This is a genomic window from Sediminibacterium sp. FW305-C-61 (genome assembly GCF_058231065.1).
Map to the genome: position 1 here is coordinate 245,512 of NZ_JBIQXR010000005.1, position 25,385 is coordinate 270,896.

The 25,385-nt window shown below is 38.7% G+C and carries 20 protein-coding genes; 15 read left to right on the plus strand and 5 right to left on the minus strand.

Annotation, left to right across the window (positions count from 1 at the left end):
* Nucleotides 1-4: 4 nt before the first annotated feature.
* Both ACH30E_RS14175 and ACH30E_RS14180 read right to left on the minus strand, forming a co-directional pair.
* Complete coding sequence (locus tag ACH30E_RS14175; RefSeq protein ID WP_490847350.1) at nt 5-2,374, minus strand: glycosyl hydrolase family 28 protein; 2,370 nt, start codon at nt 2,372-2,374, stop codon at nt 5-7.
* A 9-nt stretch (nt 2,375-2,383) separates the two neighbouring features.
* Entirely contained in the window at nt 2,384-2,545 is a 162-nt protein-coding gene (locus ACH30E_RS14180; RefSeq protein ID WP_490825288.1) for a hypothetical protein, read from the minus strand.
* 330 nt (nt 2,546-2,875) lie between these two features.
* Between ACH30E_RS14180 and ACH30E_RS14185 the strand changes: the two genes are divergently transcribed.
* Nucleotides 2,876-3,910: a LacI family DNA-binding transcriptional regulator gene (locus ACH30E_RS14185; protein ID WP_490825287.1), complete on the plus strand. Its 1,035-nt coding sequence runs from the start codon at nt 2,876-2,878 to the stop codon at nt 3,908-3,910.
* 108 nt (nt 3,911-4,018) lie between these two features.
* On the opposite strand, the gene ACH30E_RS14190 is transcribed toward ACH30E_RS14185, so the two are convergent.
* From ACH30E_RS14190 to ACH30E_RS14200, 3 genes are all read right to left on the minus strand, one after another.
* The gene (locus ACH30E_RS14190) at nt 4,019-4,978 is read right to left on the minus strand and encodes a pectinesterase family protein (RefSeq protein WP_490825286.1); all 960 of its coding nucleotides are present in this window, start codon (nt 4,976-4,978) and stop codon (nt 4,019-4,021) included.
* Nucleotides 4,979-5,040: 62 nt separating this feature from the next.
* A complete protein-coding gene (locus tag ACH30E_RS14195) occupies nt 5,041-6,849 on the minus strand; it encodes a RagB/SusD family nutrient uptake outer membrane protein (protein ID WP_490825285.1) in 1,809 nt (602 codons plus the stop codon).
* Between the two features lie 18 nt (nt 6,850-6,867).
* A complete protein-coding gene (locus ACH30E_RS14200; RefSeq protein ID WP_490825284.1) occupies nt 6,868-10,233 on the minus strand; it encodes a SusC/RagA family TonB-linked outer membrane protein in 3,366 nt (1,121 codons plus the stop codon).
* Nucleotides 10,234-11,075: 842 nt separating this feature from the next.
* On the opposite strand from ACH30E_RS14200, the gene ACH30E_RS14205 reads away from it, so the two are divergent.
* The 14 genes from ACH30E_RS14205 (at nt 11,076) to ACH30E_RS14270 (ending at nt 25,173) form a co-directional block, all read left to right on the plus strand.
* Nucleotides 11,076-13,601 (plus strand): cellulase N-terminal Ig-like domain-containing protein, encoded by a 2,526-nt coding sequence (locus tag ACH30E_RS14205; protein ID WP_490825283.1) that lies wholly within the window; start codon nt 11,076-11,078, stop codon nt 13,599-13,601.
* 176 nt (nt 13,602-13,777) lie between these two features.
* Entirely contained in the window at nt 13,778-14,659 is an 882-nt protein-coding gene (locus ACH30E_RS14210; RefSeq protein ID WP_490825282.1) for an XAC2610-related protein, read from the plus strand.
* A gap of 960 nt (nt 14,660-15,619) precedes the next feature.
* A complete protein-coding gene (locus ACH30E_RS14215; RefSeq protein ID WP_490825281.1) occupies nt 15,620-16,057 on the plus strand; it encodes a hypothetical protein in 438 nt (145 codons plus the stop codon).
* Between the two features lie 155 nt (nt 16,058-16,212).
* On the plus strand, nt 16,213-16,869 hold the full coding sequence (locus ACH30E_RS14220) for a tetratricopeptide repeat protein (protein WP_490825280.1): 657 nt from the start codon (nt 16,213-16,215) through the stop codon (nt 16,867-16,869).
* A gap of 377 nt (nt 16,870-17,246) precedes the next feature.
* Entirely contained in the window at nt 17,247-17,918 is a 672-nt protein-coding gene (locus tag ACH30E_RS14225) for an XAC2610-related protein (RefSeq protein WP_490825279.1), read from the plus strand.
* A 129-nt stretch (nt 17,919-18,047) separates the two neighbouring features.
* On the plus strand, nt 18,048-18,299 hold the full coding sequence (locus ACH30E_RS14230) for a type II toxin-antitoxin system ParD family antitoxin (protein WP_490825278.1): 252 nt from the start codon (nt 18,048-18,050) through the stop codon (nt 18,297-18,299).
* Nucleotides 18,292-18,591: a type II toxin-antitoxin system RelE/ParE family toxin gene (locus ACH30E_RS14235; protein WP_490825277.1), complete on the plus strand. Its 300-nt coding sequence runs from the start codon at nt 18,292-18,294 to the stop codon at nt 18,589-18,591. Before ACH30E_RS14230 ends, ACH30E_RS14235 begins: the two co-directional genes overlap by 8 nt.
* Nucleotides 18,592-18,694: 103 nt before the next feature.
* Nucleotides 18,695-19,408: a phytanoyl-CoA dioxygenase family protein gene (locus ACH30E_RS14240; protein ID WP_490825275.1), complete on the plus strand. Its 714-nt coding sequence runs from the start codon at nt 18,695-18,697 to the stop codon at nt 19,406-19,408.
* Between the two features lie 291 nt (nt 19,409-19,699).
* Nucleotides 19,700-20,410 (plus strand): endonuclease/exonuclease/phosphatase family protein, encoded by a 711-nt coding sequence (locus tag ACH30E_RS14245; protein WP_490825274.1) that lies wholly within the window; start codon nt 19,700-19,702, stop codon nt 20,408-20,410.
* A gap of 364 nt (nt 20,411-20,774) precedes the next feature.
* Nucleotides 20,775-21,770: an SDR family NAD(P)-dependent oxidoreductase gene (locus ACH30E_RS14250; RefSeq protein ID WP_490825272.1), complete on the plus strand. Its 996-nt coding sequence runs from the start codon at nt 20,775-20,777 to the stop codon at nt 21,768-21,770.
* A 17-nt stretch (nt 21,771-21,787) separates the two neighbouring features.
* On the plus strand, nt 21,788-22,516 hold the full coding sequence (locus ACH30E_RS14255) for an SDR family oxidoreductase (RefSeq protein ID WP_490825271.1): 729 nt from the start codon (nt 21,788-21,790) through the stop codon (nt 22,514-22,516).
* A 68-nt stretch (nt 22,517-22,584) separates the two neighbouring features.
* Nucleotides 22,585-23,403 (plus strand): helix-turn-helix domain-containing protein, encoded by an 819-nt coding sequence (locus ACH30E_RS14260; RefSeq protein WP_490825269.1) that lies wholly within the window; start codon nt 22,585-22,587, stop codon nt 23,401-23,403.
* A 202-nt stretch (nt 23,404-23,605) separates the two neighbouring features.
* The gene (locus ACH30E_RS14265) at nt 23,606-24,445 is read left to right on the plus strand and encodes a tetratricopeptide repeat protein (RefSeq protein WP_490825268.1); all 840 of its coding nucleotides are present in this window, start codon (nt 23,606-23,608) and stop codon (nt 24,443-24,445) included.
* A 260-nt stretch (nt 24,446-24,705) separates the two neighbouring features.
* Nucleotides 24,706-25,173 carry a hypothetical protein gene (locus ACH30E_RS14270; protein ID WP_490825267.1) on the plus strand — a complete coding sequence of 156 codons (468 nt, stop codon included), beginning with the start codon at nt 24,706-24,708 and terminating at the stop codon, nt 25,171-25,173.
* The last annotated feature ends 212 nt before the right edge of the window (nt 25,174-25,385 follow it).

Consider the following 25,385-nt stretch of genomic DNA (forward strand, 5'->3'; position numbering starts at 1 on the left):
GGGATTATTTCACTTCAAGTAAAGCAGGTGATGCGCCATACCTGAAGATGATTTTGTTTTTAAATGTTCCAAGGTCGCTTCCGGTTATTTTTATTTTACCGCTACGGTCACCATCAACAGTCATGATCATTTTAGGAAGGGCATCGAAACGGAGTTTACTGAAACTGATATCAGCACTGTTTTGAATACTTACAATCGGATTAGTATCGGAAGGTTGCAGGTAAACATTATTAAAACTTACACCCTGCGCTTCAATACATTCTACCCCTTTATCTGTTTTCATCACCATATTATTGAATACGAGATTACTCACCCGCATTTCCGGAATACCCCGTACAAATACGGCTTTTGCAGCACCATTACAGACTATATTGTTGATGAAGAAATTTCGGAACACAGGTGTTGCTTCTGTTACCGGAAGTATTTCAACCTTCGGTAAAGCTCTTTCTTCACCCGCTAATGGAACCGGGTCTTTGGCAGCATAATACATATCGAAGGAAATAGCTTCACCAGGAATATCTTTCATATTGATATTTGCCGCATAAATATTTTCCACCACACCACCACGCCCACGAACTGTTTTAAATCGTAAGCCGATATCTGTACCGATAAAATTACAATCAGACACAAACAGGTTTCTTGCGCCACCACTCATTTCACTCCCAATCACAAAACCACCATGGGCATGATAAACAGTTGTATTCTTTGCAATTACATTTTCCGTAGGTATGCCTCTTTTCCTGCCCTCTTCATCTCTTCCTGATTTAATACAAATACCATCATCACCTGTGTCGAACTTGCAGCCATCTACCAATACATTAGCACAGGCTTCCAGATCAAGTGCATCGGTATTCTGACCATACCATGGATTTTTTACGGTTACATTTTTAATGGTGATATGCTGACTGGTAATCAGGTGCATGGTCCAGGCGGGAGAGTTTTCGAATGTTACACCTTCCAGTATTACGTTCTTACAATCGAGTATGCGCAACATATTTGGACGAAGAAAATCCCTGATCTCTTCAAAGTCTTTCAGTTCCATGCCCGGCAACAGTTTTCCGATATTATTTGTCAATGATCCTTTTAATGCTCCTTCCGATGAATACCAGGTTGATTTATCCTCCGTTACAACACCACCTCGCGCAATATGTTTTTTCCATTCAGAATCAGTGAGTTTATTTCTCTTCAGCGGACGCCATACATCTCCTGATCCATGAAAAATACCATAGCCCGTAATGGCAATATTTTCAAGGTTTTCTGCTGTGATCGGCGACTGGCAACGTGCCGCATACACACCTTCAAAAGAAGATTTCACCAAAGGATATGCTTTCCTGTCAGACGTAAACAATATCAGCGCATTCTTTTCAGAATACAATTCTACGTTACTCTTCATGGTAATAGGACCGGTAAGCCAGAGCCCCGATGGTATAACCACCGTGCCACCGCCATTTGCCGCACAGGCATCGATCGCTTTGTTGATGGCAACAGTATTTAATGATATACCATCATTCTTTGCACCATAGGTAACAATAGAAAAGCTGTCTTTTTTAAAATGAGGCGCATAAATCTTGGGCAACTCATACTCATATTTCTCCGGATGAACAGAAGGTTTGAGATATTGAGCGGCAATATTTTTTGCTTTCATTTCTGCACAAACCAGCGAAGCCACTGATATCGCACCATATTCAGAAAAATGGGTATCGTCTTTTTTTCCTTCGAACATTGTGCCGAAATGTTTGGGGTCGATCCACAAAAACATTTTCTTGGAACCTTCTACCCCATGTTGTTCAATTAATTTTTGGCTGCTGGCATGAAGATCAATTAAGGGAACATTCATTTGCTGTGCTATCTCTCTTACTACTCCAGGGTATTCACCATGTTGATCAACAAATGTTCCCTTCGTATCGAATTTGCGGCGCATAACTGGTGTTACGAGTATAGGATTTGCACCTTTTGATCTTGCTTCATTCACAAATCGAATAAGACTGGTCCGATAAGTTGTTTGTGGGGCAGCATAACGGTTGCTATCGGTAATTTTTGAATCGTTGTGACCAAATTGTATGAATACATAATCGCCTTCACGCAGTTGTTTCATTACTGAATCCCATCTGCCTTCTTTGATAAAACTTTTGGTACTTCTGCCGTTTACTGCATGGCTATGTACTTCTACTTCATTGGTAAGTAGTGCTGGGAATAATTGTCCCCATCCACGCTCCGGATTATTTGCAAGGGGTTTATTGGCCATGGTTGAATCACCAATCATAAAAAAGCGAACTTTTTTATCAGGTAAACCAAAACCAAGCATGGTTAGCAATAAGGCTACATAAAATAGTGATTTCATACCATTGATTTTCTGCACTACAATTGATTCCATGTAAAAAAGCTATACAGGAAAACCTGTATAGCTGAATTGCCTGGCTCTCGCCAATATACCAATAAACAAAACAAGCATTTGAACATTCACTTTACTGCAACATCCAATCCATTTAACAGCAAACCATTTTGTGTTGCTGAATGGCACATATTTACTGTGGGTGAATCTCATGGCAAGCGCTTATTTAACAAAGGCCATTTTGGCCTCGCAATCAGGCAACAAGTCTACTCAGATATTCACTTGCATGGAACATATCTGGTCAGTTTTTTTACGCAATCGTTCCCGGTAACGAAGATCATTTTTGCTGATTTTAACAAATAGCTATTTCTTTTCAAAATCAGGCAGTTACAGCGGTTTTTCTGCTATTTATCCCGTATGCCAGAGCGCATCGGTTTTCATCATTTTGAAGGAAATATTTACATTCATTTTTTGCCCCCTCTATCACCAGAAAAATGGTCATTAGGAAAAAACGTACATTTAGTTCCTTCCAAGAATAAAATCATGAAATACGAAGCTGTAACGATAAAAGATATTGCCAAAGAACTTGGGCTTTCTACTTCCACTGTTTCAAGGGCATTACGCGACAGCTATGAGATTAGTCCCGAGACTAAAAAAATGGTGCTGGAATATGCGGAGAAGATCAACTACCGCCCAAACCCAATTGCACTTAGTTTAAAAGAAAAAAGAACCCGCTCCATTGGCATTGTGGTGGCGGAAATTGCCAATAGCTTTTTCTCTCAGATCATCAATGGTATAGAATCTATTGCCTATGATAAGGGTTATAATGTAATCATTACCCAAAGTCATGAGTCGTATGAAAGGGAATTGATTAACGTACAATACCTTGCTTCAAGATCTATCGATGGATTGCTTATTTCACCAGCATCCGAAACGCAGGACCTCAGTCACCTGAAACATTTACATGACCGTGGTTATCCCATCGTTTTCTTTGATCGTGTACTAGATGAAATCGAAACCCATAAAGTTACGGTTGATAATAAAAAGGGAGGTTATGATGCCACTGCTCACCTGATAAAGAGTGGTTTCAAAAATATTGCTGCGCTCGCCAATGCAGAATACCTCTCTATTACCCGCGATCGGATAGGCGGATACCAGGCTGCGTTAGAAGAGCATAAAATAAAACCAAACCCCTCTTTGGTAAAGTACTGCCTGCATGGGGGATTGGTATATGAAGAAGTAGAGCAGGCATTAGACAGCTTATTCAGTCAAAAGAAAAAACCAGATGCCATTTTTGCTGCTGCTGATAAATTAACCACAAACTGCCTGCGTTATTTCAAAGCAAAAAAAATTCGTGTGCCAGAAGATATCGCTATCATCGGCTTTTCAAATATTGACCTTACCGAATTATTATCTCCTTCATTATCCGTAGTACGTCAGCCGGCATTTGAGATGGGACAGGTTGCTACTGAACTTTTGTTAAACCTGATAGAGAGTAAACGGCCGGTGAAAGATTTCGAAACCAAAATGCTTCAGCCTGATGTATTTATCAGGGAATCAACAACCAGAAAAAAATAGCACCGTCTTTCAGTGTCCTTCTGTGTATTCAGTGGCAAATCGGTCCGAACTTTCGGTCTTTCCGACTTTCGGACCAATTTGCCACTGAATACACAGAAAAGCACAGAATTAGTTTGTTCGAGGTAGCCAGTCGCCGAATATATTTTTGAGGGTGTACTTTTTTACTTCCTCTTCGTTCAATTGTTTGATCCATGAAGGTCTTGATGCAGGCTGTGCACCAGGACCAGTATTTTTATACTCACTATAACGTACTGTTGCTTCATTAGCCGGGTTGCGCCAATTGTTCCATCCTTCCGGAATGATATGATCGCCAATTTCGCAGTGTATATAAGTTACACTCGCATGTGGCTGCCATGGCCGGCCAAGGCTTACTTTTTTAAATGCTGCATCAGCAGTTAGCTTACAATCAAAAAAAACAAATCCATAAGGTACTTCACGAGGCGTGGATGCTGCTGTAACATGCGAGTTCTTCTTACTATGAATAAGACAGTTTTGAAATACTGCTGTAGCAGGACCAAAAATAAAATCGGTACTTCCTTCTATATAACAATCTTTATAATACTGTCTGCTTCCGGCACCACTGCAAAACAATACATCCTGAAATCCAAGAAATCTGCAACCGTTAAAACTAAGCCTGTCGCCATTCGCAAAAACTGCTACGGCTTGTCCAGCTGTAAATCCTGCATTATTTTCAAAGCTGATATTCTCTGCATAAAAATCATTGGCATATAAAAAGAAGCTGGCGGATGACCATGTATTAATTGTATCGCCATTAGGTAGTTTTTTACCTGCATGGTTATCGAATGTCAAAATTGTATTGAACTTATCTTCCCCTATCAGACTAACAAAATCTTTGCGAGTGTCTAGTACAAGTCTTTCTTTGTAAACACCTTTTTTCACAAAAATTATAACAGGCATCGTGTTGCCTGATGGAATAGCATCAAAAGCTGCCTGGACAGTATTGAATTGTCCTGTTCCGTCTTTTGCTACCGTAATACGTTTTGGCTGGGCAATAGAACATAAGGTCAGTAATAGAAAGGAAGATATCAGGAATAATTTTATACGCATAGACTAAACTTAAAAAATAAGGCCGAAATAAATCGGCCTTATTTTATCCTTTATTTGAGAGGTTAGTATCCTGGGTTTTGGCTAAGGTTAGGGTTTGCATCTCTTGCAGGTTGCGGTATTGGCAATAATTCTGATTTACCTGTTGTAAATCCGGTTGCATAGCGCGCCAATGCAGTTGTATTAATTGCTGCGCCGATCCAGTTAACCCTTGTTGATGCTGCCGGAGCTGTACCCGGTGTAGGAGCATAAAATGAATTTGCCCACAATGTTGCATCATCAGCTGATGAATTGTTTTTGTAATACATCGATACAGGTAAAGTGTTATAAGGAGCCGCGCCTGTTGACATTGCCAACAAAGCTGCTTTGGTTGCTGCTATTTTTGAAGCGAGCAGGTTCCACCTGATCAGGTCGAATTTACGTACACCTTCACCACCTAGTTCAAGTGATCTTTCTTTTACCACTGCATCGAAGAATGCAGTTTTAGATAAACCGGCAGGAAGGTCAACAGTAACATCTGGTGTACCCAGTGGTTTACCGAATCCTCTTCTTCTTACCTGATTTACGGCATTATAAGCGGTGGCAGTTGGGCCATTAATTTCGTTTTCCGCTTCTGCCAGCATCAGCAATACATCTGAATAACGCAGTATCTGCCATTTCAATCCAAAATATTGTACTGCATCTGTTGGTGCAACTACCGGACTGCTGATCCAGTCTCTTCTGTACTTACCATCACAGATTGCTGTGATTGCCTGACCTACTTTAGTAGAGCCATTGGCAGCTACATTGTAAGGTGCACAGGTAACATCTCTTCTCAAATCATTTGGATCAAATGCATAGAAGTAAGTAGGTAACACGTTGATACTTTTATTACCAAAGTTATTTACGGTAGGACCATTATAATAACCCAGTTTAGTATCTGCTACTGCGTTTCTGCCAATACCACTTGCCTGGAACATCAGTTCCCCATTAGGATCTGCAGGAACACGTGCGTTTACCTGGTCTTTCCATAATGCGCGGAAACTTGGGTTCAGTGAATGTTGGTTAGATGCAATGATCTCACTGCATTCATCTTTTGCGATCTGATAATAAGTAAGGTAATCCGTAGGACGTTTCATTGACGCATCGCTACGCAAAGCAAACCCTCCCCTGAACAATGCGATTCTTGCACGAAGTCCTTTTACAGTGCCTTTGGTAATACGCTCATCAACCTGATCACCAATTCCTGCTACTTCATTTCTCCAGGGCACAAGGTCGGTTGCCACTTTTAAATCGGCAAGTAAGCGGTTGTAAATAGTGTCTCTGTCTGTTCTTGCAGGGAAAGGATTGGTAGAAGCAAGTGTGGCCGCCGGTTGAAAATGTGCAGGCACATCACCCCAGTTAACAATTGCCTGAAAATAAAACTGCGCGCGTAAAGTCAACGCTTCTCCGTATAACCTGCGCAACTGTTTTTTCTCCTGTTCGGATCCATTATTGTACATATCCATCTTTGGAATATTTGCAATACAGATATTGGCATATTCAATACCAGTAAATAACTGGTTAAATGGATTATTTATCTGTGCATTTCCCGAAGTAGCTGCATAACGGGCTATATCTCTTCTGTCGTTATCTGCATTACCTGTAGGTCCCTGCATTTCATCGGTATCTACTGTATAATAAAGACTCAAACGAATACCAAAACCGGCATCTCCTACCAGCCTGCTGTATACACCGGCAAGTGCTTTACGGGTAGTGGTAACATCGGCGAACACCATCTCAGCACCTACATCTGTTATGGGCTGCTGATCGAGGTATTTTTTACAGCCAGTAGAAAGGAACATCGCCCCTGCTACCGCGATCACTGAAAGTTTTGCAAAATATTTATTGTTCATATAGCAATATTTGATCGATTAAAAAGATGCGTTTACACCAAAAATGAATGTCCTGCTTTTCGGATAAGCGGAGTAATCAAGACCTTGCGTAAGCGGACTGTTACGTACACTCACTTCAGGATCATAACCACTGTAGCTGGTTAAGATAGCCAGGTTGTTTCCTGTAAAGTAGAAACGCAGTTTGCTCATTTTTAAACCAGCCAGTTTTTTCACCGGCAGGCTATAACCAATGGTAAGGTTGTTCAGACGAATAAATGACCCATCTTCTATTGCCCATGAATGTGGATAGAATGCACCTGCACTTTTCAATGGCTGCCAGATGGTTGCATTGGCATTCAATGCTGCCAATTGATCCGGAGCGATACCTACCACCTGGTTGCTTGAGTTTACATACTGCGCAGTTTTACCATCTGCCGTTACCACTCTCCAACGATTCTGCATCATATCGAGCATGTTAGAGTTGGCAGTGTAGCCATTGGTAAATTCAATTTTATTGGCATTGTACACATCATTACCATAAGAGAAGTTCATGAAGATGCTCATGTCCCAGTTCTTATAGGTAAACTGCTGGTTCAAACCTCCGGTGAACTTAGGTAATGGATTACCAATAACTGTTCTGTCTTTATCCAGTGAAATAACACCATCACCATCCAGATCCTTGAATTTAATAGAGCCTGGTTGAACAGGACCAATGATACCTGAATTATTCACCATACCTGCTTTCAGTGTATAAACACCTGTAGCTGTATTGTAATCGAAATCACTCACTTTATAGAAACCATCGGTTACCAGACCCCAGATGGCGCTTGTTGGACTTCCAATTCGGATGATATAATCGGTTGGTTGACCAGATACTCCCCAGCTTGCAGCAGGGAAGAATGATTTCTGGTTGAGACCCAATTGTTCCACATTGTTTGAGTTGAAAGACATGTTATAGGAAACTGTCCAACTGAAATCTTTCTTACGAATCGGTGTTGCGCTGATCTGGAACTCTACCCCTTTATTGGTTGTTTTACCCACATTCTGTAATTGGGTGGTATAACCATAAGTAGGGGCAATAGGTACATTCAGTAAGAGATCCTTAGAACTATTGTTGTAAATATCAACACTCAGGTTTAATCTGTTATTAAAGAGGCTAAGATCAACCCCAAAGTTTTTATTGAGTGTAGACTCCCAACGCAGGCTTTCATTAACAAGTCCTGCAGAGTAAAAAGCGCCTACTATTTCATTATTGAGTCCATAGTATAAACTACCATCGTTTCTGAAAGTGGTAAGGAAGAGGTAATCGGCAATACGGTTATTACCGACAGTACCAAAGCCTGCACGGAATTTCAGGTCGCTCAGGAACTTCACATCTTTCAGGAACTTTTCGTTCTTGGCTCTCCATGCAAATGAACCTGATGGAAAATAACCCCATTGTTTACCGGGTGCAAATTTAGAAGCACCATCTGCACGCAGGTTGAAAGAGAAATAGTATTTATCGAGGTAAGCATAGCTCAATGCAGTGAAGAACGACATGCTTGTGTACCTTGTTTTGTTTACACGGGGATAACCGGCGAATTTATTCGCGAGTGATGTTTTGGTTAATGCATCCTGTACCGAAGTAAATGTTGGATAGTCGCGGAACTGGCTGATATAACGTTCGGTGCGTAAATCATATGTTTCCTGTCCTACCAAAATGGTAAAATCGTGCTTATCCTTATAACCATTCACAGAATAAGTAAGTGTATTGGTATTTGTGATGGTGGTACGATTAGTAGTATCAAGCGTTACAATGGCTTTACGGCCACCTTGAATGATCGCAAATGGAGTGATTGAATCACTGAACTGACGATCAATGTTTTTGCCTTTATCGTAACCAAAAGTTGATTTAAAACTCAGGTTTTTAATGATGGTATAAGTAGCTGCTGCGGTAAAGTTGAATACATCTGTTGTTTTGCGTCTGTATTCTGCATTGGCCAGTGAAATAGGATTCACAAGGTTTAAACCATTACCCACATTCGGATCTGCGAGCGGATCGGCATCATCAATATCCTGGTTAGCAGACAAGAACGGACGGTATTTAACCGCATTACGCAGGCGGTTATAAGAAGTACCCTGGTCTGATGAAGTACCTGCACCATATACATTGGTATTGGTATAACGGCTGGTAACAGCGAGTTTCAGGTTACTGAGTATTTTATATTCAGCTTTCAGGTTAAGCAGGTGGCGGCGATAATTTGAATTGAGTACGATGGCTTTATCGTCGTTATAAGTGTATCCGAAATTGTACGTAATTTTTCTGCTGCCACCCATTGCTGAAATATTATGGGTTTGCATAACACCTGTACGTCCCATTACTTCATCCTGCCAGTTAACCGGACTCACGTTTTTATAATTCGATAAAGTATCCCAGGTAGTACCGAAGTTATTGGTGAAAGTGGTACTGTCGGTAGAACTACCCCTTGATCTTTCACTTTGGTAAATTACATAGTCATAAGGACTTAACACATTCAGTTTGCGGGCCAGTTGTTTAACACCCACAAAGCCATTATAGCTCACCTGCATTCTACCCGGCTTACCGCTTTTTGTGGTGATAACGATTACACCATTAGCACCACGTGCACCATAAATGGCAGTAGCAGCAGCATCTTTCAATACATCAATGCTTTCAATATTCTGGGGTGACAGGGCAGACAATCCATTTTCAACCTGAACACCATCTACTATATAGAGGGGGGAGTTATCACCTGTGATAGACATACCACCGCGTACCCTGATACGGATATCGGCATCGGGAGAACCTTCTGCTGTAGTTGCGGTAACACCTGCCAATCTTCCGTTCAAAGCCTCCGCTGCTGAGTTAACAGGAATATCTTTCAGGTCTTTGGCACTCACGCTGGCAACAGAAGCAAGTAGGTTTTTTCTTTTAATGGTTTGATACCCTATAACTACTACATCGTCGAGTGTTTCTGAGTTTTGCTGAGCAAGGGAAGCATTGATGGTATTTTTTCCATTCACCGCTTCTTCTTTATCAGCGTATCCAACCGAGCTGAAGACAAGGGTAACTTTTCCGCTGGCTGCCAGGATGCGGTATGTACCATCTTTGGCGGTAGCTGTGGCGGTGGAAGTTCCTTTTACCTTTACCGTAACACCCTCCAGAGGCTGGTTATCGGCACCGGTAACACGACCCTTGATTTCAAAACTTGTTTGGGCATAGGTAAACATACCCGTTAAAAGCAGTAAAAGCACGGTTAGTGCCCTCTGCTTCATTTTCTTTGGCATAAGCAAGCGATTTAAGCGACCCTCGGGTCGTTCCGTTTTTATGTTGGTTACAATAAAAGAAGATGGAAGGTTACCACAGGATGTGGCACAAACAGATGAATGTTTTTGATAGCAATTCATAGCAAGCAATTTCTGCCGCTCCACACCCTTTAAATGAGTGAAAAGACCGGCGTTTCGTAAACCAATTCTACGCTTAACTAAAGAAACCCCGAAGTATAGCCAATGCCTTTTTTTACGCAAACGTTCCCGGCAACGATCTCAAGGAATTTTGAATGATGAATATTGAAGAAAGGGATTGGAGATCTTTGATTTTTTGATCTTTGATTTTTTGAATTTGTGGGTTATGCTGGTAATTAGGACAGACTATGGACCATGGTCCATATTTCCTATAACTGTAAAGTTTTTTCAGTATAAGACACACCTAAAACTTCAAAAAAATGGAAAAAGAAACAATACCGTAAAGCGAATGCAGTACAATTGTGAAAATTGTAAAGCTTATTTAGTAATAATCCATCCTTACTGTAAAGCTAAATCCGTAACATCCCTATAACTGTAAAGTTTTTTCAGTATAAGACACTTTCGTGTATCTGCCGTATCAGCTTCGGGGTTTCTTCGGTGCTTCTTCGAGGTTTCTTCGAGGTTTCTTCGAGGTTTCTTCGGAAGCGCTTCGGGAATTACCGAAGAACCCTCGAAGCGGCTTCGGTAAATACCGAAGAAGCTATGAGGTAAATACGACTCAAACCACCAGCAAATTCGAACACCTTTTCAGTGCCTTTCTGTGCCTTCAGTGGCAATAACAAATGCCACTGAAGGCACAGAAAGGCACTGAAGCAATGAATTATGGCTTGTTTCTTCCGGACTTTCGGACTCCCGGACTCCCGGTCTCCACCCCTTTCCACCGAAAATTTCCCCACTTATGCAACCGATTGCGTAAATTGGCTTTGCATGTTATAATTACGGCTATGAAAAGACTTATTTCTACGATTGCTATTTGCCTTGGAGCCAGTATTTGCACTGTTGCCCAAGACCTGAAACTCAATGACCTCGAATATTTCGAAAAACAAGGGGTGAACTATCTCATCTACAGCAACCTGTTTACCGGTGGTTTTAATGATGAAAAAAATGCTGGGATAGAACTGATACACCACGGTGTACGGACAGCGCAGGGCGGCGCCATTCGACTCTCCAGCACTCCCGAACAGTGGGACCTGGTGCCGCAGATATCCAACCGTAAAGTTGATCGCCTCAACAAAACCATTGAAGCCAGTCTTCGTTATGCCGAATACGATTTCAACTCCCGCATAGTAGTTACGGCCAAAGGAAAGGGTATTGAAATTGCCGTGTATCTCGATAAACCTGTACCCAAGGCATTGGAAGGCAACGCAGGTTTTAACCTTGAGTTCCTCCCCTCTCAATACTGGAACAAAACCTACCTGGTTGATGGCCGTTTCAACCGCTTTCCACGCTATGTAGTGGGAAATACCCTTGCCAAACCCAACAGCGAGAAACCCAAACAGTTTAAAGGCTACAATACTTCTGACGACAGGGGCTCTGGAAAATTTATTGACCCGCTGCCTCTCGAAACAGGTCGCAGTCTGGTACTAGCACCCGATGATCCATCTCGACTCGTGAAAATAAGTTCGCCCGATGCTGACCTCATGCTCTACGATGGTCGCATACTGGCACAGAACGGCTGGTTTGTAGTGCGCAGTAAACTACCAACAGGTAAAACAGGTAAAGTGCTGAGCTGGACCGTAGAAGCCAATACCATTGATGGCTGGATCAGAGAACCCAATATCGGTTTCTCTCAGGTAGGCTATCTGCCTTCGCAACCCAAAGTATCGGTGATTGAACTCGATAAAAAAGATAAACCAGCAGCCACTGCTTCATTATATAAACTGGGGGAAGATGGTAAAGCCACCAAAGTTTTCAGTGGCAATATTGTACCCTGGGGTGATTACTACAAATACCATTACGTAAAATTCGATTTCTCTTCAGTTACCACTCCCGGCATCTATTATATTCAGTATGGTGCGGTGAAGACCAATAATTTTTTGATCGCACAAACTGTCTACGATCAAATTACCGAAGCCACCAGCGATGTTTGGATACCTATTCACATGAATCACATGACTGTGAATGAAGGTTACCGTATATGGCATGGCGAACCTTTTAAAGAAGGTTATTTACAGGCTCCACCCAACACAGATCATTTCGACCTGCACCGTCAGGGGCCTACCACCGATACCAAATACAAAGCACTCGAACTGATACCTGGTTTGAATATCGGCGGCTATTTTGATGCCGGGGATTTTGATATTGAAACCGGTGCCAATATTGGCGTGGTACAAAACTTTGTAAAGACCTGGGAATATTTCAAACCACAACGCGACCAGACTTTTGTAAGTCAAAAGCAACGGTATGTTGACCTGCACCGCCCCGATGGCACGCCAGATATTTTGCAGTTTATTGAGCATGGTACTTTGAACCTGCTTGCGCAGGCAGAGATCATTGGTCATATGGCACAGACTCTTTCCAATTCGGTGCTGGATAATTATCATCATTTGGGTGATGCGGCTTCTATTACAGATGGCCTGCCCTATAACCCCAAACTGGGTGCACATGAAATTGCTGCTGATGGTAAATCAAGTGGGGTTAAAGATGATATGTGGGCCTTTACCAGTCGCAACCCCCGTCTCGATTTTCGCGCCGCTACCATGTTTGCCGCTGCCAGCCGCGCACTGAAAGGTTATAACGATGACCTCGCAGACAGGGCTTTGAAACAATCGAAAAGACTGCTAAAAGAAGCCAGTGATTTATTGGCCGGTCAGTCGCAGGATAATAATGCAGGTCCTTTTGGTGCGGCCAATATGGGCACTTACCTGCAATTGTTTATTGCCACCGGAGAACAATACTATTCCGATGAATTCCTGAAATTATTATGGCCCTCTCTCGAACGCAATGTGAGCTTTACCCTTTCTACGGCATTGGATGCAGTGCCTTATATGAATGCTTCTTTTACAGAAAAGCTGCGACCTTATGTCGTAAAGTACAAAAGCTATTTAGACAGTCTGGAGAAAAACAATCCATACGGCGTACCCATTGGCATAGGCAACTGGGCAGGCAGTGGCGATGTGGTGAACTTTGGTACCACGGTTTGTTTTGCACATAAATTTTTTCCGGATATCATCGACAGTAAACAACTCTACAAAGCCAGCAATTATTTATTTGGTTGTCACCCGTACCACAATTATTCATTGGTAGCCACACTGGGTGCAACGCGTCCCAAAAATGTTTTCTATGGAAATAACCGCGCCGATTTCTCTTTCATTCCCGGCAACGTGGCCCCCGGATTACTCTTCCGCAAACCCGATCATTTTGAAAACTATGATGACTGGCCTTTTTTATGGGGACAGAATGAGGGAACGATTGGGGGGAATACTGCGTACCTAATTTTTGGGGAGGCGTTTAGGAGGGGGGTGAGGTAAGTAGGGCTGAGGTTTTAGGGATTAGACTTGACTATTCATTCTCCATAGAGTCTATTCACCCTAGAGGGAAAGAGTATTTTTTCTAGGCTAGACAACTGCAAGAAAGTTTCCAAAGATGGACTTGTTGCTAAGAATAAATTACTGATTACGTATATTTATGAGTTAGTAGTATCCTTATGAAGTCCGCACTAATCTTATTGTCATTAGTAATTGTTACAACAATTGTCTCTTGTGAGGAAACAAATAGCAAAAAGGAAACATCCAGAGTTAAGGCTGACAATTTACATTCACGCGTTGCCAAATTAGAGCAAGCGTATTCAGAAAATAGAAGAAAAGTTGAAGAAAAAGACCATACAGACAGTATACTATTTGCCAAAATTCTACAAGACGCTTTAAAAATTGCAAATCGAAATATCAGCAAGGAAAAATTTATAGAAAAATATGAGGTTTATACCGACAGTATTCCTGTGAGTGTAGAAATAAACTTAGATTATCACTTTTCAAAAACAAACCCTCATCTTATAATTCACAGAAACGAACCAAATGCAGTTAAGATTGACATATACACAAAAGGCCTTGATAAATTTGAAAAAGTAGTTTCTCACGAAGAATGGATTATGACTTATGTTAATGATACCATTAAAGATATTAATGGAGATGGGCTCAACGACTTTGTTGTAAACTGGTATGGGAACAACGGTTGTTGTTTAAAAGCATTCAGTGATGTATATCTTTTAAAGCAAAACAAAAAAGGATTTTCTGAAGAGTATGAATTTATTAACCCTACTTTTTCACCTAGGGAAAAAATAATCAGAGGTGTGTGTTATGGTCATCCAGGAGAAACAGCAATGTATAAATATAAATGGGATGGAGAAAAAATAGATACAGTGGAATATGTTTCTTATGAAACCAATACCCAAGGAATTAAGACAGGAAAGATCCTAGTATCAAAAGAGATACCGAATGGGAGTAAATTCAAAACATTAAAAATTTTAAACGCAGTTCCAACAGAATATAAAAAGATTGAAGGTTATTACTGGTTTGCAGGAAACCTATAAACCGAAACGACAACTGTTGTAGTTTATTCATTCTCTGCATGGTCGTCCCTTCACATTTTTTCGAAGTATGAGGGGGATTCATTCTCCGCAGAGTCATCCCAGCGACGTCTCCCTCTATCACCGCAGGTGAAAGATTGGGGACGTTGCGGTAGAGGTTACACAGTCATGGGCTTCCAATTTCTTTAGGGTTAAGCCATTCCTCAAAGAAAATGCGGAGATAATAATTAATGAGTAACTTTCTTTTCTTTGAGTGACGGCAGAGTACTCCATGAAAGACATCTGATATAGAACATTCAAAAAGACGCTTCAGAGAAAATGACATTTTCGCTTCGACATAAAATCTTATTGGCAGGAATATTCCTTGTTATTATCAGCTTCCTCTGGTTTGGCCGGGACACAAACACATACGAGGTTTTACTTTTAATTGGCCTTATCATTTCGTTCTTTTCTTTCTTGACAACCCTTATAAAATCGGATACCCGTAGAAGCAAATTATCATGGACAGTAATTGTTGTCTTTGCAGTTGGTTTTCAATGGTTGACAGAACCATTACTAATAAAACTCTCCTATAGACTGTTTATAAACAGACGCGAACAAGAACTTCTAAATGTGACAAATCTTATTCTGAAAAAGAAGAGCAATGTATTTATGTTACTTTCATCTGAATTTGAAGCAGATAAAGGTTACACAAAAGAAGAGATTGATTTCATAAAAGAGCAACTTAAGAAGACAAGTATACATTTTATATCGAAAGACAGTTTAGTAATTTTCTTTCGAACTTGGGGCATGTTAGATGTATCTCATGGTGTCTACTACTTCTATACTGACAAGCAACCCGATGATCGTTATAAAAAAATAATTGGTAATTGGTATTATTAATTTTATTCTCTCCAGGCAGTGCGAGCGGTACTTAATAAGTTGTGCGCAATACGAAAATCATCTCCTCTTAAAATTGAGCATATGAATCTATTAAATTGGATATCAAAGTTCTTTAAAAAAATATTGCCAGCTGATCAAGCTACTGATCCAACAAACCAGCGTGTCGAAAAAACTTATAAAACTTTCGAGGAACGCTATGAAGACACTGGCGTATTTCGATATGACAGCGAAGGTTTTTCTATCATGACTGAAAGGTTAACAAAAAAAATCAAGTGGAAAGACATAACAAAATTAAATGTATACAAATCTGATATGTTGGTTGTAGATCAAATTGAAATGGAAATTGAGTATAATAATGGCGATGATGGAATTCGAATTACTGAAGAACTTCCAGGCTGGTATCAGTTTGTGCTTAAAACTAAAGAGATTTTTCCTACAATTCCTCAAGATTGGGATTTAACTATTATACATCCGGCTTTTGAGAGAAATTATAGAACTATCTACCAGAAAGAAAATTAATCCTAAACAAATTTTAGCCAACCGAAATGACCCTATACACTCACCTTTGGTGAGAGCGGAACAAGATGCAGAAATAAATATATCACCTGTTTCTTCCATTTTTCACTCGTTTTCCTTGGGTTTTATTGTTTATTTTTAATATAATAAATCATTTTATGAGAGCCGTTTTACTAATCTTTTTTCTTTCTTTTTTTTTACTTGCTACTTCACAAGACAGTTTAACTCAAATAGTATCTTCTGCAGCATGTAACTGTCTATCTAATACTAAAACTTTAGAAGACGATGCATTTGGCGATTGCTTAATGAAATCTTTTCAAACTAATAGTTCATTATTTATAGACGAATGTTACAAACTCTATAAGGATACATCCGAAAATATTGCGCAGAAATTTGGGCTTGACTTATACAGAAAAATATCGGTTTCTATGATTTTTACCTGTAGCATTTATTACAATTTCATGGATTCCCTCAGAAACCAATCTCTAAATTATATAACACTCGATTCGGCAAGATCGCAAATCGCAATAATTGAAAAAGAAGACACTACTAAATTAACTGCCGAGTTATACAACCTTAAAGGAATTATTGATTTCAAAACTAATAGATACTCAGCTGCAATTGAAAATTTTGACAAAGCATTGAGCATCGATTCAACAAATTTTCAAAGCAAATTTTTAAAAGCATGGTCTCTTGAAAAGAATCGAAATTTTAAAGAAGCTATCTTTTCATATAAACACCTTGCAGACATTACAGGAAATTATAATTTTAATATATTTGCCGCACTAGCGGAACGAAAAAGAAAAGACCTATAGCATAGATATTTCTTCTTCGAGGGTCTACTTTTCATTTGCATGTTACCCGCAAACTCCGAGGCACGAGGTGCAAAGGACTCCAATGGAGAACTTTGCGAGAATCTCGAATAAGTTAGACAACCCATTGGTTTCACTTAGAAATTTCACTACCAAATGCGCTGGTTAAAAAACTAAATGGTATACTCAATGGCTATAAAGCGCAGGAGGTAAATCATTCTCAACTGAGTCAACTTAAGCAAGAAAAGCTGATGCCAGCAATTCACCGAGAAGCCAAATGGTTTAGCAATGATTTTATGACTGATTTTATTCGTTTGATGTGTTGTTATAGTTATGGAATGTGTATTTTGAGTTACATTAAGTGATTATTTAAAACTAGAATGAAAATAATTATTTTTCTCCTATTGGCTGTTTATTCATCTTCCTTTTACGGGAACCTGAATGAATCCATAAGTTCTCTATCGCAAAAGAAAGATTTAGAAGATCAAAAATATGTACGACACATCATAAATGACACTTCAACCATACTTTGTGACAGTATTTATATTGGGAAAAACTATAGCATCACTTTATTGACCATTGACCCCCTCCCTTCAGACCAGATCGAATGGAATACTTTGTTCTTTTTACATAAAAAAACAAAAGGTAACACTTTAGAATTATATCGGGACAGCATTTACAACATGGTACATGAAGTGGCATTTGAGGACTTTAATAATGATGGAATAAAAGACGTATTAGTACAGAACTCGTCTGATGTCAGAAGTAATTGGACATACTATTTGTATATAATTGACCCAAATACAGATAAATTAAAAAGGGTAAAAGGTTTTGACTCAATCAAAAATCCCAAATGGAATTCAAAATTAGAACTGATTGAGAGCTATGTTGTATCTGGCAGAAACTATTCAAGTTTCTACGAAATCAGGGGTGATAGTATGCTAGATTATGGCATTGTTCTTTATGACTATTATAAAAGTCGGGCTCAATATGAAAAGGAATACAAAAAGGCTATTGCTAAAATAAAAATCATTCAAAAAAAAACTAAATAGCCGATCATTTTGCATTCTTTCATTCTCCGCATTCTATCTTAAAAACCAAATTTTTCAACACCTTCTCTTCTTATAGGAAATCTATTTATTATTACCAATTTTTGGTAACTTTACTAAAAAGTAAATGGTATGGGACGTAATACATCTGTATCCTTAGGGGATTATTTTGAAAACTTTGTTGACAGCAAAGTCACTACAGGTCGTTTTAAAAATGCAAGTGAGGTTATACGTGCTGGCTTAAGGTTGCTTGAAGAGGAAGAAAGCAAAATTGCTGCCCTGAAAAATGCAATACAAGAAGGCTTGAATAGCGGAACAGTTAAGAACTTTGATCCTAAAAAACACCTTGCAAAATTAAAATCAGCCAAAAGGAAAAATGGCTAATTATATTATTTCAAATAAAGCGCTTGAAGATCTTTCCAATATTTGGAATTATACTTTTGATACCTGGTCGGAAAAACAAGCCGACAAATATTATACTGTGTTAGTTGAAACTTGCCAGGATTTAGCAACCGCAAAAGCCATTGGTAAACCTTACCCTGATATTGACGAAAAAATATTAGGTTATAGAATTGGACAACATATTATTTTCTTCCTACCCTTAATAAAAGGAAAGATAGAGATTGTAAGAATATTGCATAGCAGTATGGATCTAAAGAATAGAATACTAGAATAAATGCTGATAACAAACGGCAGTTCATTCTCCTTATGGTCTGCTTTTAACATCTACTCCGCTGACTCCAAGCCACGAGGTTTATAGATTTGTAAAAATATTTTATATGATACAAATAGATGACTTTTTAGCAAATGGTTTTGCAATAGTTGAAAATATTTATACGCCAAAGGAAGTTGAAGTAATTTTGGAGCTAATAAGCCAGACTAATTCGAATAAACTAAATTTTAGAAAGTCGGTAGAACTTTTTGCAATCAGACAATTTTTAAAAGAAGTTCCTGAAGCGATTGACACAATATTTAATGACAATTTAAAATCAGTTCTGACGCAGCTTTTGGGTGAAAGATATTTTGTTGTCAAAAGTATATACTTTGACAAACCCCAAACTTCAAACTGGTATGTTTCATATCATCAAGACTTAACAATTTCAGTTGATAAAAAACTTACATTAAATGGTTTTGATTTTTGGACGACAAAGCAAAATAATTTTTCTGTTCAACCTCCTCTTGGTGTTTTGCAAAAAATAGTAACAGTTCGTATTCATCTTGATGAAACAAACGAAAATAATGGAGCATTAAAAATTGTTCCTAAATCTCACTTAAAAGGAATTTATAGGCCCGAAACAATCGATTGGACGGTTGAAAAAGAAGTTATTTGCAGCGTTTCTAAGGGTGGAATTATGCTAATGAAACCCTTATTATTACATAGTTCAGGCAGGACAACAAATGATAAACAAAGACGAGTGATCCATATTGAGTTTTCTAACCAAGAGTTGCCAATGGAACTTAACTGGGCAGAACGCATGAATATGTATCAATAGAAAGTTGGGGGTATAAAAGGAAATTTATTCCCTCCAAAGTCTTGCTTTCTTTCAAGTTCCTTGTATTATCCCCGAGGTTTGAAAATGTCGCCAAGAGTTACAGCGGAGAATGAATATAGCTTTATTGATAATTTTACATCCATTAGCAAAGAGAACAAAATATCGAGCTTTAAAGCTTAACTTCATTTACACACTTAACACATATTTATTTGCTCAGAATGGGTAATTCCTGAATTCATTACCTGTTCATATACCTGAACATTATTACGCTCCCCAAATGTAATCACAGCAATGAAAATCATCACATGGAACTGTAATATGGCTTTTCGCAGGAAAGCAGCATACATTTTAGCCCATAATCCCGATATCCTAATTATACCCGAATGCGAACATCCCGATAAGTTAACATTCACCGAAAATACTCCTCTACCTACAGACTGGCTTTGGATGGGTGATAATAAAAACAAAGGCCTTGGTATATTCTCCTATTCACACTTTACATTCAAACTTCTCCGCAACCACAACCCGAAACTAAAAACGATTATTCCGATCAGTGTAACTGGAAATGATGTAAAGTTTACCTTATTCGCTATCTGGGCTAATAACCCTACTGATCCTGATGGACAATATGTTGAACAGATATGGAAAGCCCTTGCGCATTATAAACGGCAACTAAAAGCCACACAAACTATTCTTATGGGAGACTTTAACAGCAACACCATTTGGGATAAAAAATTCAGGATTGGTAATCATTCACATGTTGTAGAGCAGTTAGAAAAAAAGGGGATTCATAGTTGTTATCACACCCACTACAAACAAGAACAAGGCAAAGAAAAAGACCCTACTTTTTATTTATATAAGCATAAAGAAAAGTCATATCACCTTGACTATTGCTTTGCATCAACTGATATGATAGACAAAATTCAATCAGTCGAAATCGGAGCATACGATTTTTGGAAGCCATACAGCGACCATGTTCCGGTTATGGTAACATTTAATTGATTTTTCCTTCCATTTTTTAGAAGATTTACTTATTCTATGAAATTCTCCGCAACGTAGTCATTCTCTCACCAAAGGAGAAGGCGCGATACATTGCATTTACTTTGGGCTCACTCAATTCGTTAAAGAAAATTCGAGAATGATGATTACTAAATAACTAACTCATGTGTGAGTGACCGCAACGTCCCCATTCTTTCACCTGCGGTGATAGAGGGGGACATTCGGAGAACAAAAACCCTATCACAGAATCTACAGCTATTTAATGAAACCCGGCCTTTTAAACAAAGCTAATTCGGACTTCTGAACAAAGTCATGGCAAAACACTCACTCTACTTTTGTTCCATCAAAAAACATTTAAAACTAAAAAATGGAACAAAACAATTATCAAGGAGCCTTACAGCAACCATTAGGTTCTGGCTTCAACGCCACATCTACAACAAATGATGTAATCAAAGGTATTGACCTTACTGGAAAAATCGCCATTGTAACTGGTGGTAACACGGGTATTGGTTTAGAAACTACCAAAACCCTGGCAGCCGCAGGAGCAACAGTAATTGTGCCTGCAAGAGATATAGAAAAAGCAAAAAGAAATTTAACAGGTATCTCAAATGTAACATTGGAATCAATGGATTTGATGAATCCAGGTTCGATTGATGCATTTGCTGAAAAATTTTTGGCTTCGGACAGACCCCTTCATTTGCTCATTAATAATGCAGGTATTATGTGGGTCCCGTTTCGCAAGGATAGCCGTGGCATAGAATCGCAGTTAGCCACCAATTATTTAGCCCAGTTTCAATTGACGGCCAGACTATGGCCTGCCCTCAAAAAAGCGAATGGCGCAAGGGTTGTTAATGTATCATCACAGGGACACCAATTTTCACCTTTCAATTTTGACGATCCAAATTTTACTTTCAGGGAATATGAAACTTTGCAAGCTTATGGCCAATCAAAAACTGCCACCAATTTATTTTCACTTGAATTTGACAATCTTGCCAAAGCATTTAATGTAAGGGCGTATTCGTTACATCCGGGTTCTATTGCCGGAACTGAATTAGGCAGAGATGCTTCATTAGAACTTTTTCAAAAAATGGGTTTCTGCGATGCAGAAGGTAATCTGCTACCGGAAGTTGCGGCATCATTGAAAACAATCAAACAAGGCGCAGCAACTACAGTTTGGTGTGCTACCAGTGCACTTCTAAATAATATTGGCGGTGTGTATTGTGAAGACGCAGATATTGCTGAATTAGCTACAGATCCTTTAATGCCGAACGGTGTTAAACCTTATTCTCTGGATCAAACCAATGCCAAACGCTTATGGGCATTGAGTGAAGCAATGACAGGCCTGACATTTAATATTATCTGATCCACTTAAATAATACCATGAAAAATATAAACAATAAAATCGCTGTAATTACAGGAGGCAACAGTGGCATCGGTTATGCTACTGCTAAATTACTCAAGGAAAATGGTGCTAAAGTCATCATAACCGGCAGAAGAAAAGAAGCTATCGAAATGGCAGCATCAACACTTGATGTGACTAGTATCCTGGCAGATCAATCAAATTTATCAGATATCGATACATTAGTAGCAACAGTGAAGGAGCAATATGGCAAGGTTGATATATTGTTAATCAATGCCGGCATCACAAAGTTTTCATCCATTGAAGCAACATCGGAAGCTTTGTTTGACGAGATAATGAATGTAAACTTTAAAGGCGCATATTTTACGTTGAGTAAATTTATTCCGATTCTTAATAATAATGCATCGGTAATACTGTTGTCATCAACATCTGCCACCATTTCCCCACAAAGCGCATCGGTCTATGCAGCTAGTAAAGCAGCACTCAATGCAGTAATGAAGATTGCAGCACTTGAACTCTCTAACCGTAAAATCCGTGTAAACGCAGTTAGTCCGGGTCCGGTTGCAACAGAAATAATGGGTAAACTTGGATTGGACACTACTGTTGAAGACCAGATAATCAATAGTATTCCCATGTTAAGATTAGGTCAGGCAGGGGAAGTTGCTGATTTAATTACCTATTTAGCTGGCGATAACGCCTCATTTATTACAGGCTCTAATTTTCTTATTGATGGCGGCCAGTCTGTATAACATAAACTATTGCATTATTTTTATATTCATATTACACAATCAGCTCTGAGCCTATTCAAAAGAAACCAATGGACTACAAGGCAAAATATATAACTGACGACATAAAACTTTCCTCTTACGAGGATAAGTTTTTTAAATCGGACATCATGTTCGACCACCACATGCTTATCTGGTTTATTTCAGGCGAAACCAAAATTATACAGGCAGATGCAACGTATTATTTTAGGAAGGGAGATATATTCTTAATCCCCAGAAATCAACTGGCAACAATTATAAATTATCCCAAAGACGGACAGCCACACAAAACAGTGGTGATGCACCTATCCACGAGCAGACTTAGAGATTATTACGTGAACCTGAATGTAAAACCAAAGACCCTGGAATCTCAGAAAATATACTCGTTCAAAAATCACCCATTACTGGAAAGCTGTCTTGCCTCTTTAGTTCCTTACTTTGAAATGAAAGAACTTCCTGAAAATATTGCCACACTGAAAATTACAGAAGCAATCAGTATTCTTAGAACTATTGATAATGCAATAGATAATGTATTGGCGAATTTTGAAGAACCTGGAAAAATCGATTTAGCAGACTATATGGAAAAGAACTTTATGTTCAATCTGCCATTAGACAAGTTTAGTTACCTGACAGGTCGCAGCCTAACTACTTTTAAACGGGATTTCAGCAGAGTATATAATACTACACCACAACGTTGGCTTACACAAAAGCGATTGGAATTAGCACACTATCACTTTGTTGAAAAGAAAATGAAACCGATTGACGTATGCTACGAAGTTGGCTTTGAAAATTTATCACATTTTTCTTACGCATTCAAAAAGCATTTTGGCTATACCCCAACTGAGCTTGCCGAACAAATAGGCAATTGCTAAAATCAAAATAAAGGCAGGGGGTACTTTTCATTTGCAAGTTACCCTCGGATTTCTCCCGAGATAAGAGGGGATTCTGCATAGAAATAATCTACCCCATTTTCATTAAATACAAATAAATATTTATATTTAGAAACGATAACATATTGATCGAAAGATTGGAAGTACTGTTCGAATTAAATAGAAACTATTTGATTTTACCATTATGAAATACTTACTGCTATTATCCCTCTTTTTTGGTACACAAGCTAAAGCGCAATCCGGACTTAATTTTGACAAACGATTTGTGGAAAGCGAAGATAAATGGGTGGCTTTTAAAGCTGATAAAGACAGTACCTACCCTTTTGGCTTTATATATATTGATGCCCAAGCTGGTTTAACACTCAATTATGAAGGCTCATTCACAATTGCGCCAGATGGAAAATTTATGGTTAAAAAGCCGAACAATACTAATACAAAAATCAGGTTAACACCTAACAATGTATTGGTTGCTTTTATTCCGGAAGGAAAGTTTAAAGAGTTGGAGATATCGCCTATGCCCGATTGGCTAAAACATTATAAGACCGATACAAATTCTATTAACCGATTATATAATTGGGGTTATATGTACAATGGATGGGGTGAATGTGCTAAAGCATTAACATTTTTAGAGAAAGTAAAAACAATAGATCCAAAATTCAAAGGGCTAATTGTAGAATTATCCTATTCATATAATTGTCTGGCTCAATACAGCAAGGCAGAAGCTCTTTTAGAAGAGGAAATTAAAATCAATCCGGAAAATGCTTATGTCAATAAAGAGTATATCTATACACTTTCAAAAAACAATAAAATTGATAAAGCAGCTACACAATTTGAAATGTCTTTGAAAACAATTAAGGATAATACCTATAACGCTGAAAACTGCTATAACATCTTGCAATCTTATTATAACCTCAAAGACAAAGTCAATTTTTCTAAGTGGTATAAAATTCTACAAACGCAACCTATTAACAATAAGCAAATAACACAGTATGCAGATAATATGAAAAAGAATTTGGAACAATAGTAATATTTTCTTTTCCACTAAAATTTATAATCCTTATGCAACTTTTTAAAGCTAAAGAACCACAAACGGTTCAGGTAAAGGGCCATGATTTATCTTGCCCTGTATGTGCAAATAAATATTTCTGGACACGAAGAGCACAATTAAACACATCTGTGGCTTCTTTCTTTGGTCTGGATTGGGCAAATAGAAGCGCAACTTGCTTTGTTTGTTCGGAGTGTACCTATATTTATTGGTTCTTAGGCTAAATTTGAAATTGATTTATGACAATTGACAAGGATAACTTAATAAAAAACGATCGTTACGATACATTTAAAGGTAACCAATTCACATCCTGGAGAGGAATTTGGTTTTGGGGGGTGCAAGCTTTTATTCTTTATAGTTTTCTCAAACTAAAGCACCTTTCTACTCCGGGTATTCTATTTGGAATTTTAATGTCATCCAGTTTGTATTTCATTTTTTCCTATCATCTGCATTATTTTCAGGTATCAGATCATCATTTTTTAATCCGGTCCCATACGCTATTTTGGAAAAAAAAGATATACAACATAGCCGATATTAAAGAAATTGTTTTTGAAAGGCGTGGTAAAATGCCGAATTGCTTACGCGTTATTACAAAAGACTTCAGCAACAAACTTTATCCAGCTGGAACACTAAACAATAAAACCTGGCTTGCACTCAAAAGCAAACTGGAAACTTATGGTATAATTGTTAGAAATGAAAGTATTTAATTAAATCGTTTCTTCGTATTCATTCATCCCTTCTTCGCAAACGCTGCATATTACACCGCCAGTATCTACCATTTACTTTAGGGTTAACCCATTCGTTAAAGGAAAATTCGGGAATGCCGAATACCCAAATAATTAATTCATTCGAGAGTGGCCGCAACGTCCCCATTCTTTCACCTGCGGTGATAGAGGGAGACATTGCGGAGAACAAACCG

Coding starts and splice junctions, on each gene's coding strand:
- ACH30E_RS14175 (WP_490847350.1), bottom strand. CDS start 2,374: ATGGAATCAATTGTAGTGCAGAAAATCAATGGTATGAAATCACTATTT.
- ACH30E_RS14180 (WP_490825288.1), bottom strand. CDS start 2,545: ATGAGATTCACCCACAGTAAATATGTGCCATTCAGCAACACAAAATGG.
- ACH30E_RS14185 (WP_490825287.1), top strand. CDS start 2,876: ATGAAATACGAAGCTGTAACGATAAAAGATATTGCCAAAGAACTTGGG.
- ACH30E_RS14190 (WP_490825286.1), bottom strand. CDS start 4,978: ATGCGTATAAAATTATTCCTGATATCTTCCTTTCTATTACTGACCTTA.
- ACH30E_RS14195 (WP_490825285.1), bottom strand. CDS start 6,849: ATGAACAATAAATATTTTGCAAAACTTTCAGTGATCGCGGTAGCAGGG.
- ACH30E_RS14200 (WP_490825284.1), bottom strand. CDS start 10,233: ATGAATTGCTATCAAAAACATTCATCTGTTTGTGCCACATCCTGTGGT.
- ACH30E_RS14205 (WP_490825283.1), top strand. CDS start 11,076: ATGAAAAGACTTATTTCTACGATTGCTATTTGCCTTGGAGCCAGTATT.
- ACH30E_RS14210 (WP_490825282.1), top strand. CDS start 13,778: ATGAAGTCCGCACTAATCTTATTGTCATTAGTAATTGTTACAACAATT.
- ACH30E_RS14215 (WP_490825281.1), top strand. CDS start 15,620: ATGAATCTATTAAATTGGATATCAAAGTTCTTTAAAAAAATATTGCCA.
- ACH30E_RS14220 (WP_490825280.1), top strand. CDS start 16,213: ATGAGAGCCGTTTTACTAATCTTTTTTCTTTCTTTTTTTTTACTTGCT.
- ACH30E_RS14225 (WP_490825279.1), top strand. CDS start 17,247: ATGAAAATAATTATTTTTCTCCTATTGGCTGTTTATTCATCTTCCTTT.
- ACH30E_RS14230 (WP_490825278.1), top strand. CDS start 18,048: ATGGGACGTAATACATCTGTATCCTTAGGGGATTATTTTGAAAACTTT.
- ACH30E_RS14235 (WP_490825277.1), top strand. CDS start 18,292: ATGGCTAATTATATTATTTCAAATAAAGCGCTTGAAGATCTTTCCAAT.
- ACH30E_RS14240 (WP_490825275.1), top strand. CDS start 18,695: ATGATACAAATAGATGACTTTTTAGCAAATGGTTTTGCAATAGTTGAA.
- ACH30E_RS14245 (WP_490825274.1), top strand. CDS start 19,700: ATGAAAATCATCACATGGAACTGTAATATGGCTTTTCGCAGGAAAGCA.
- ACH30E_RS14250 (WP_490825272.1), top strand. CDS start 20,775: ATGGAACAAAACAATTATCAAGGAGCCTTACAGCAACCATTAGGTTCT.
- ACH30E_RS14255 (WP_490825271.1), top strand. CDS start 21,788: ATGAAAAATATAAACAATAAAATCGCTGTAATTACAGGAGGCAACAGT.
- ACH30E_RS14260 (WP_490825269.1), top strand. CDS start 22,585: ATGGACTACAAGGCAAAATATATAACTGACGACATAAAACTTTCCTCT.
- ACH30E_RS14265 (WP_490825268.1), top strand. CDS start 23,606: ATGAAATACTTACTGCTATTATCCCTCTTTTTTGGTACACAAGCTAAA.
- ACH30E_RS14270 (WP_490825267.1), top strand. CDS start 24,706: ATGACAATTGACAAGGATAACTTAATAAAAAACGATCGTTACGATACA.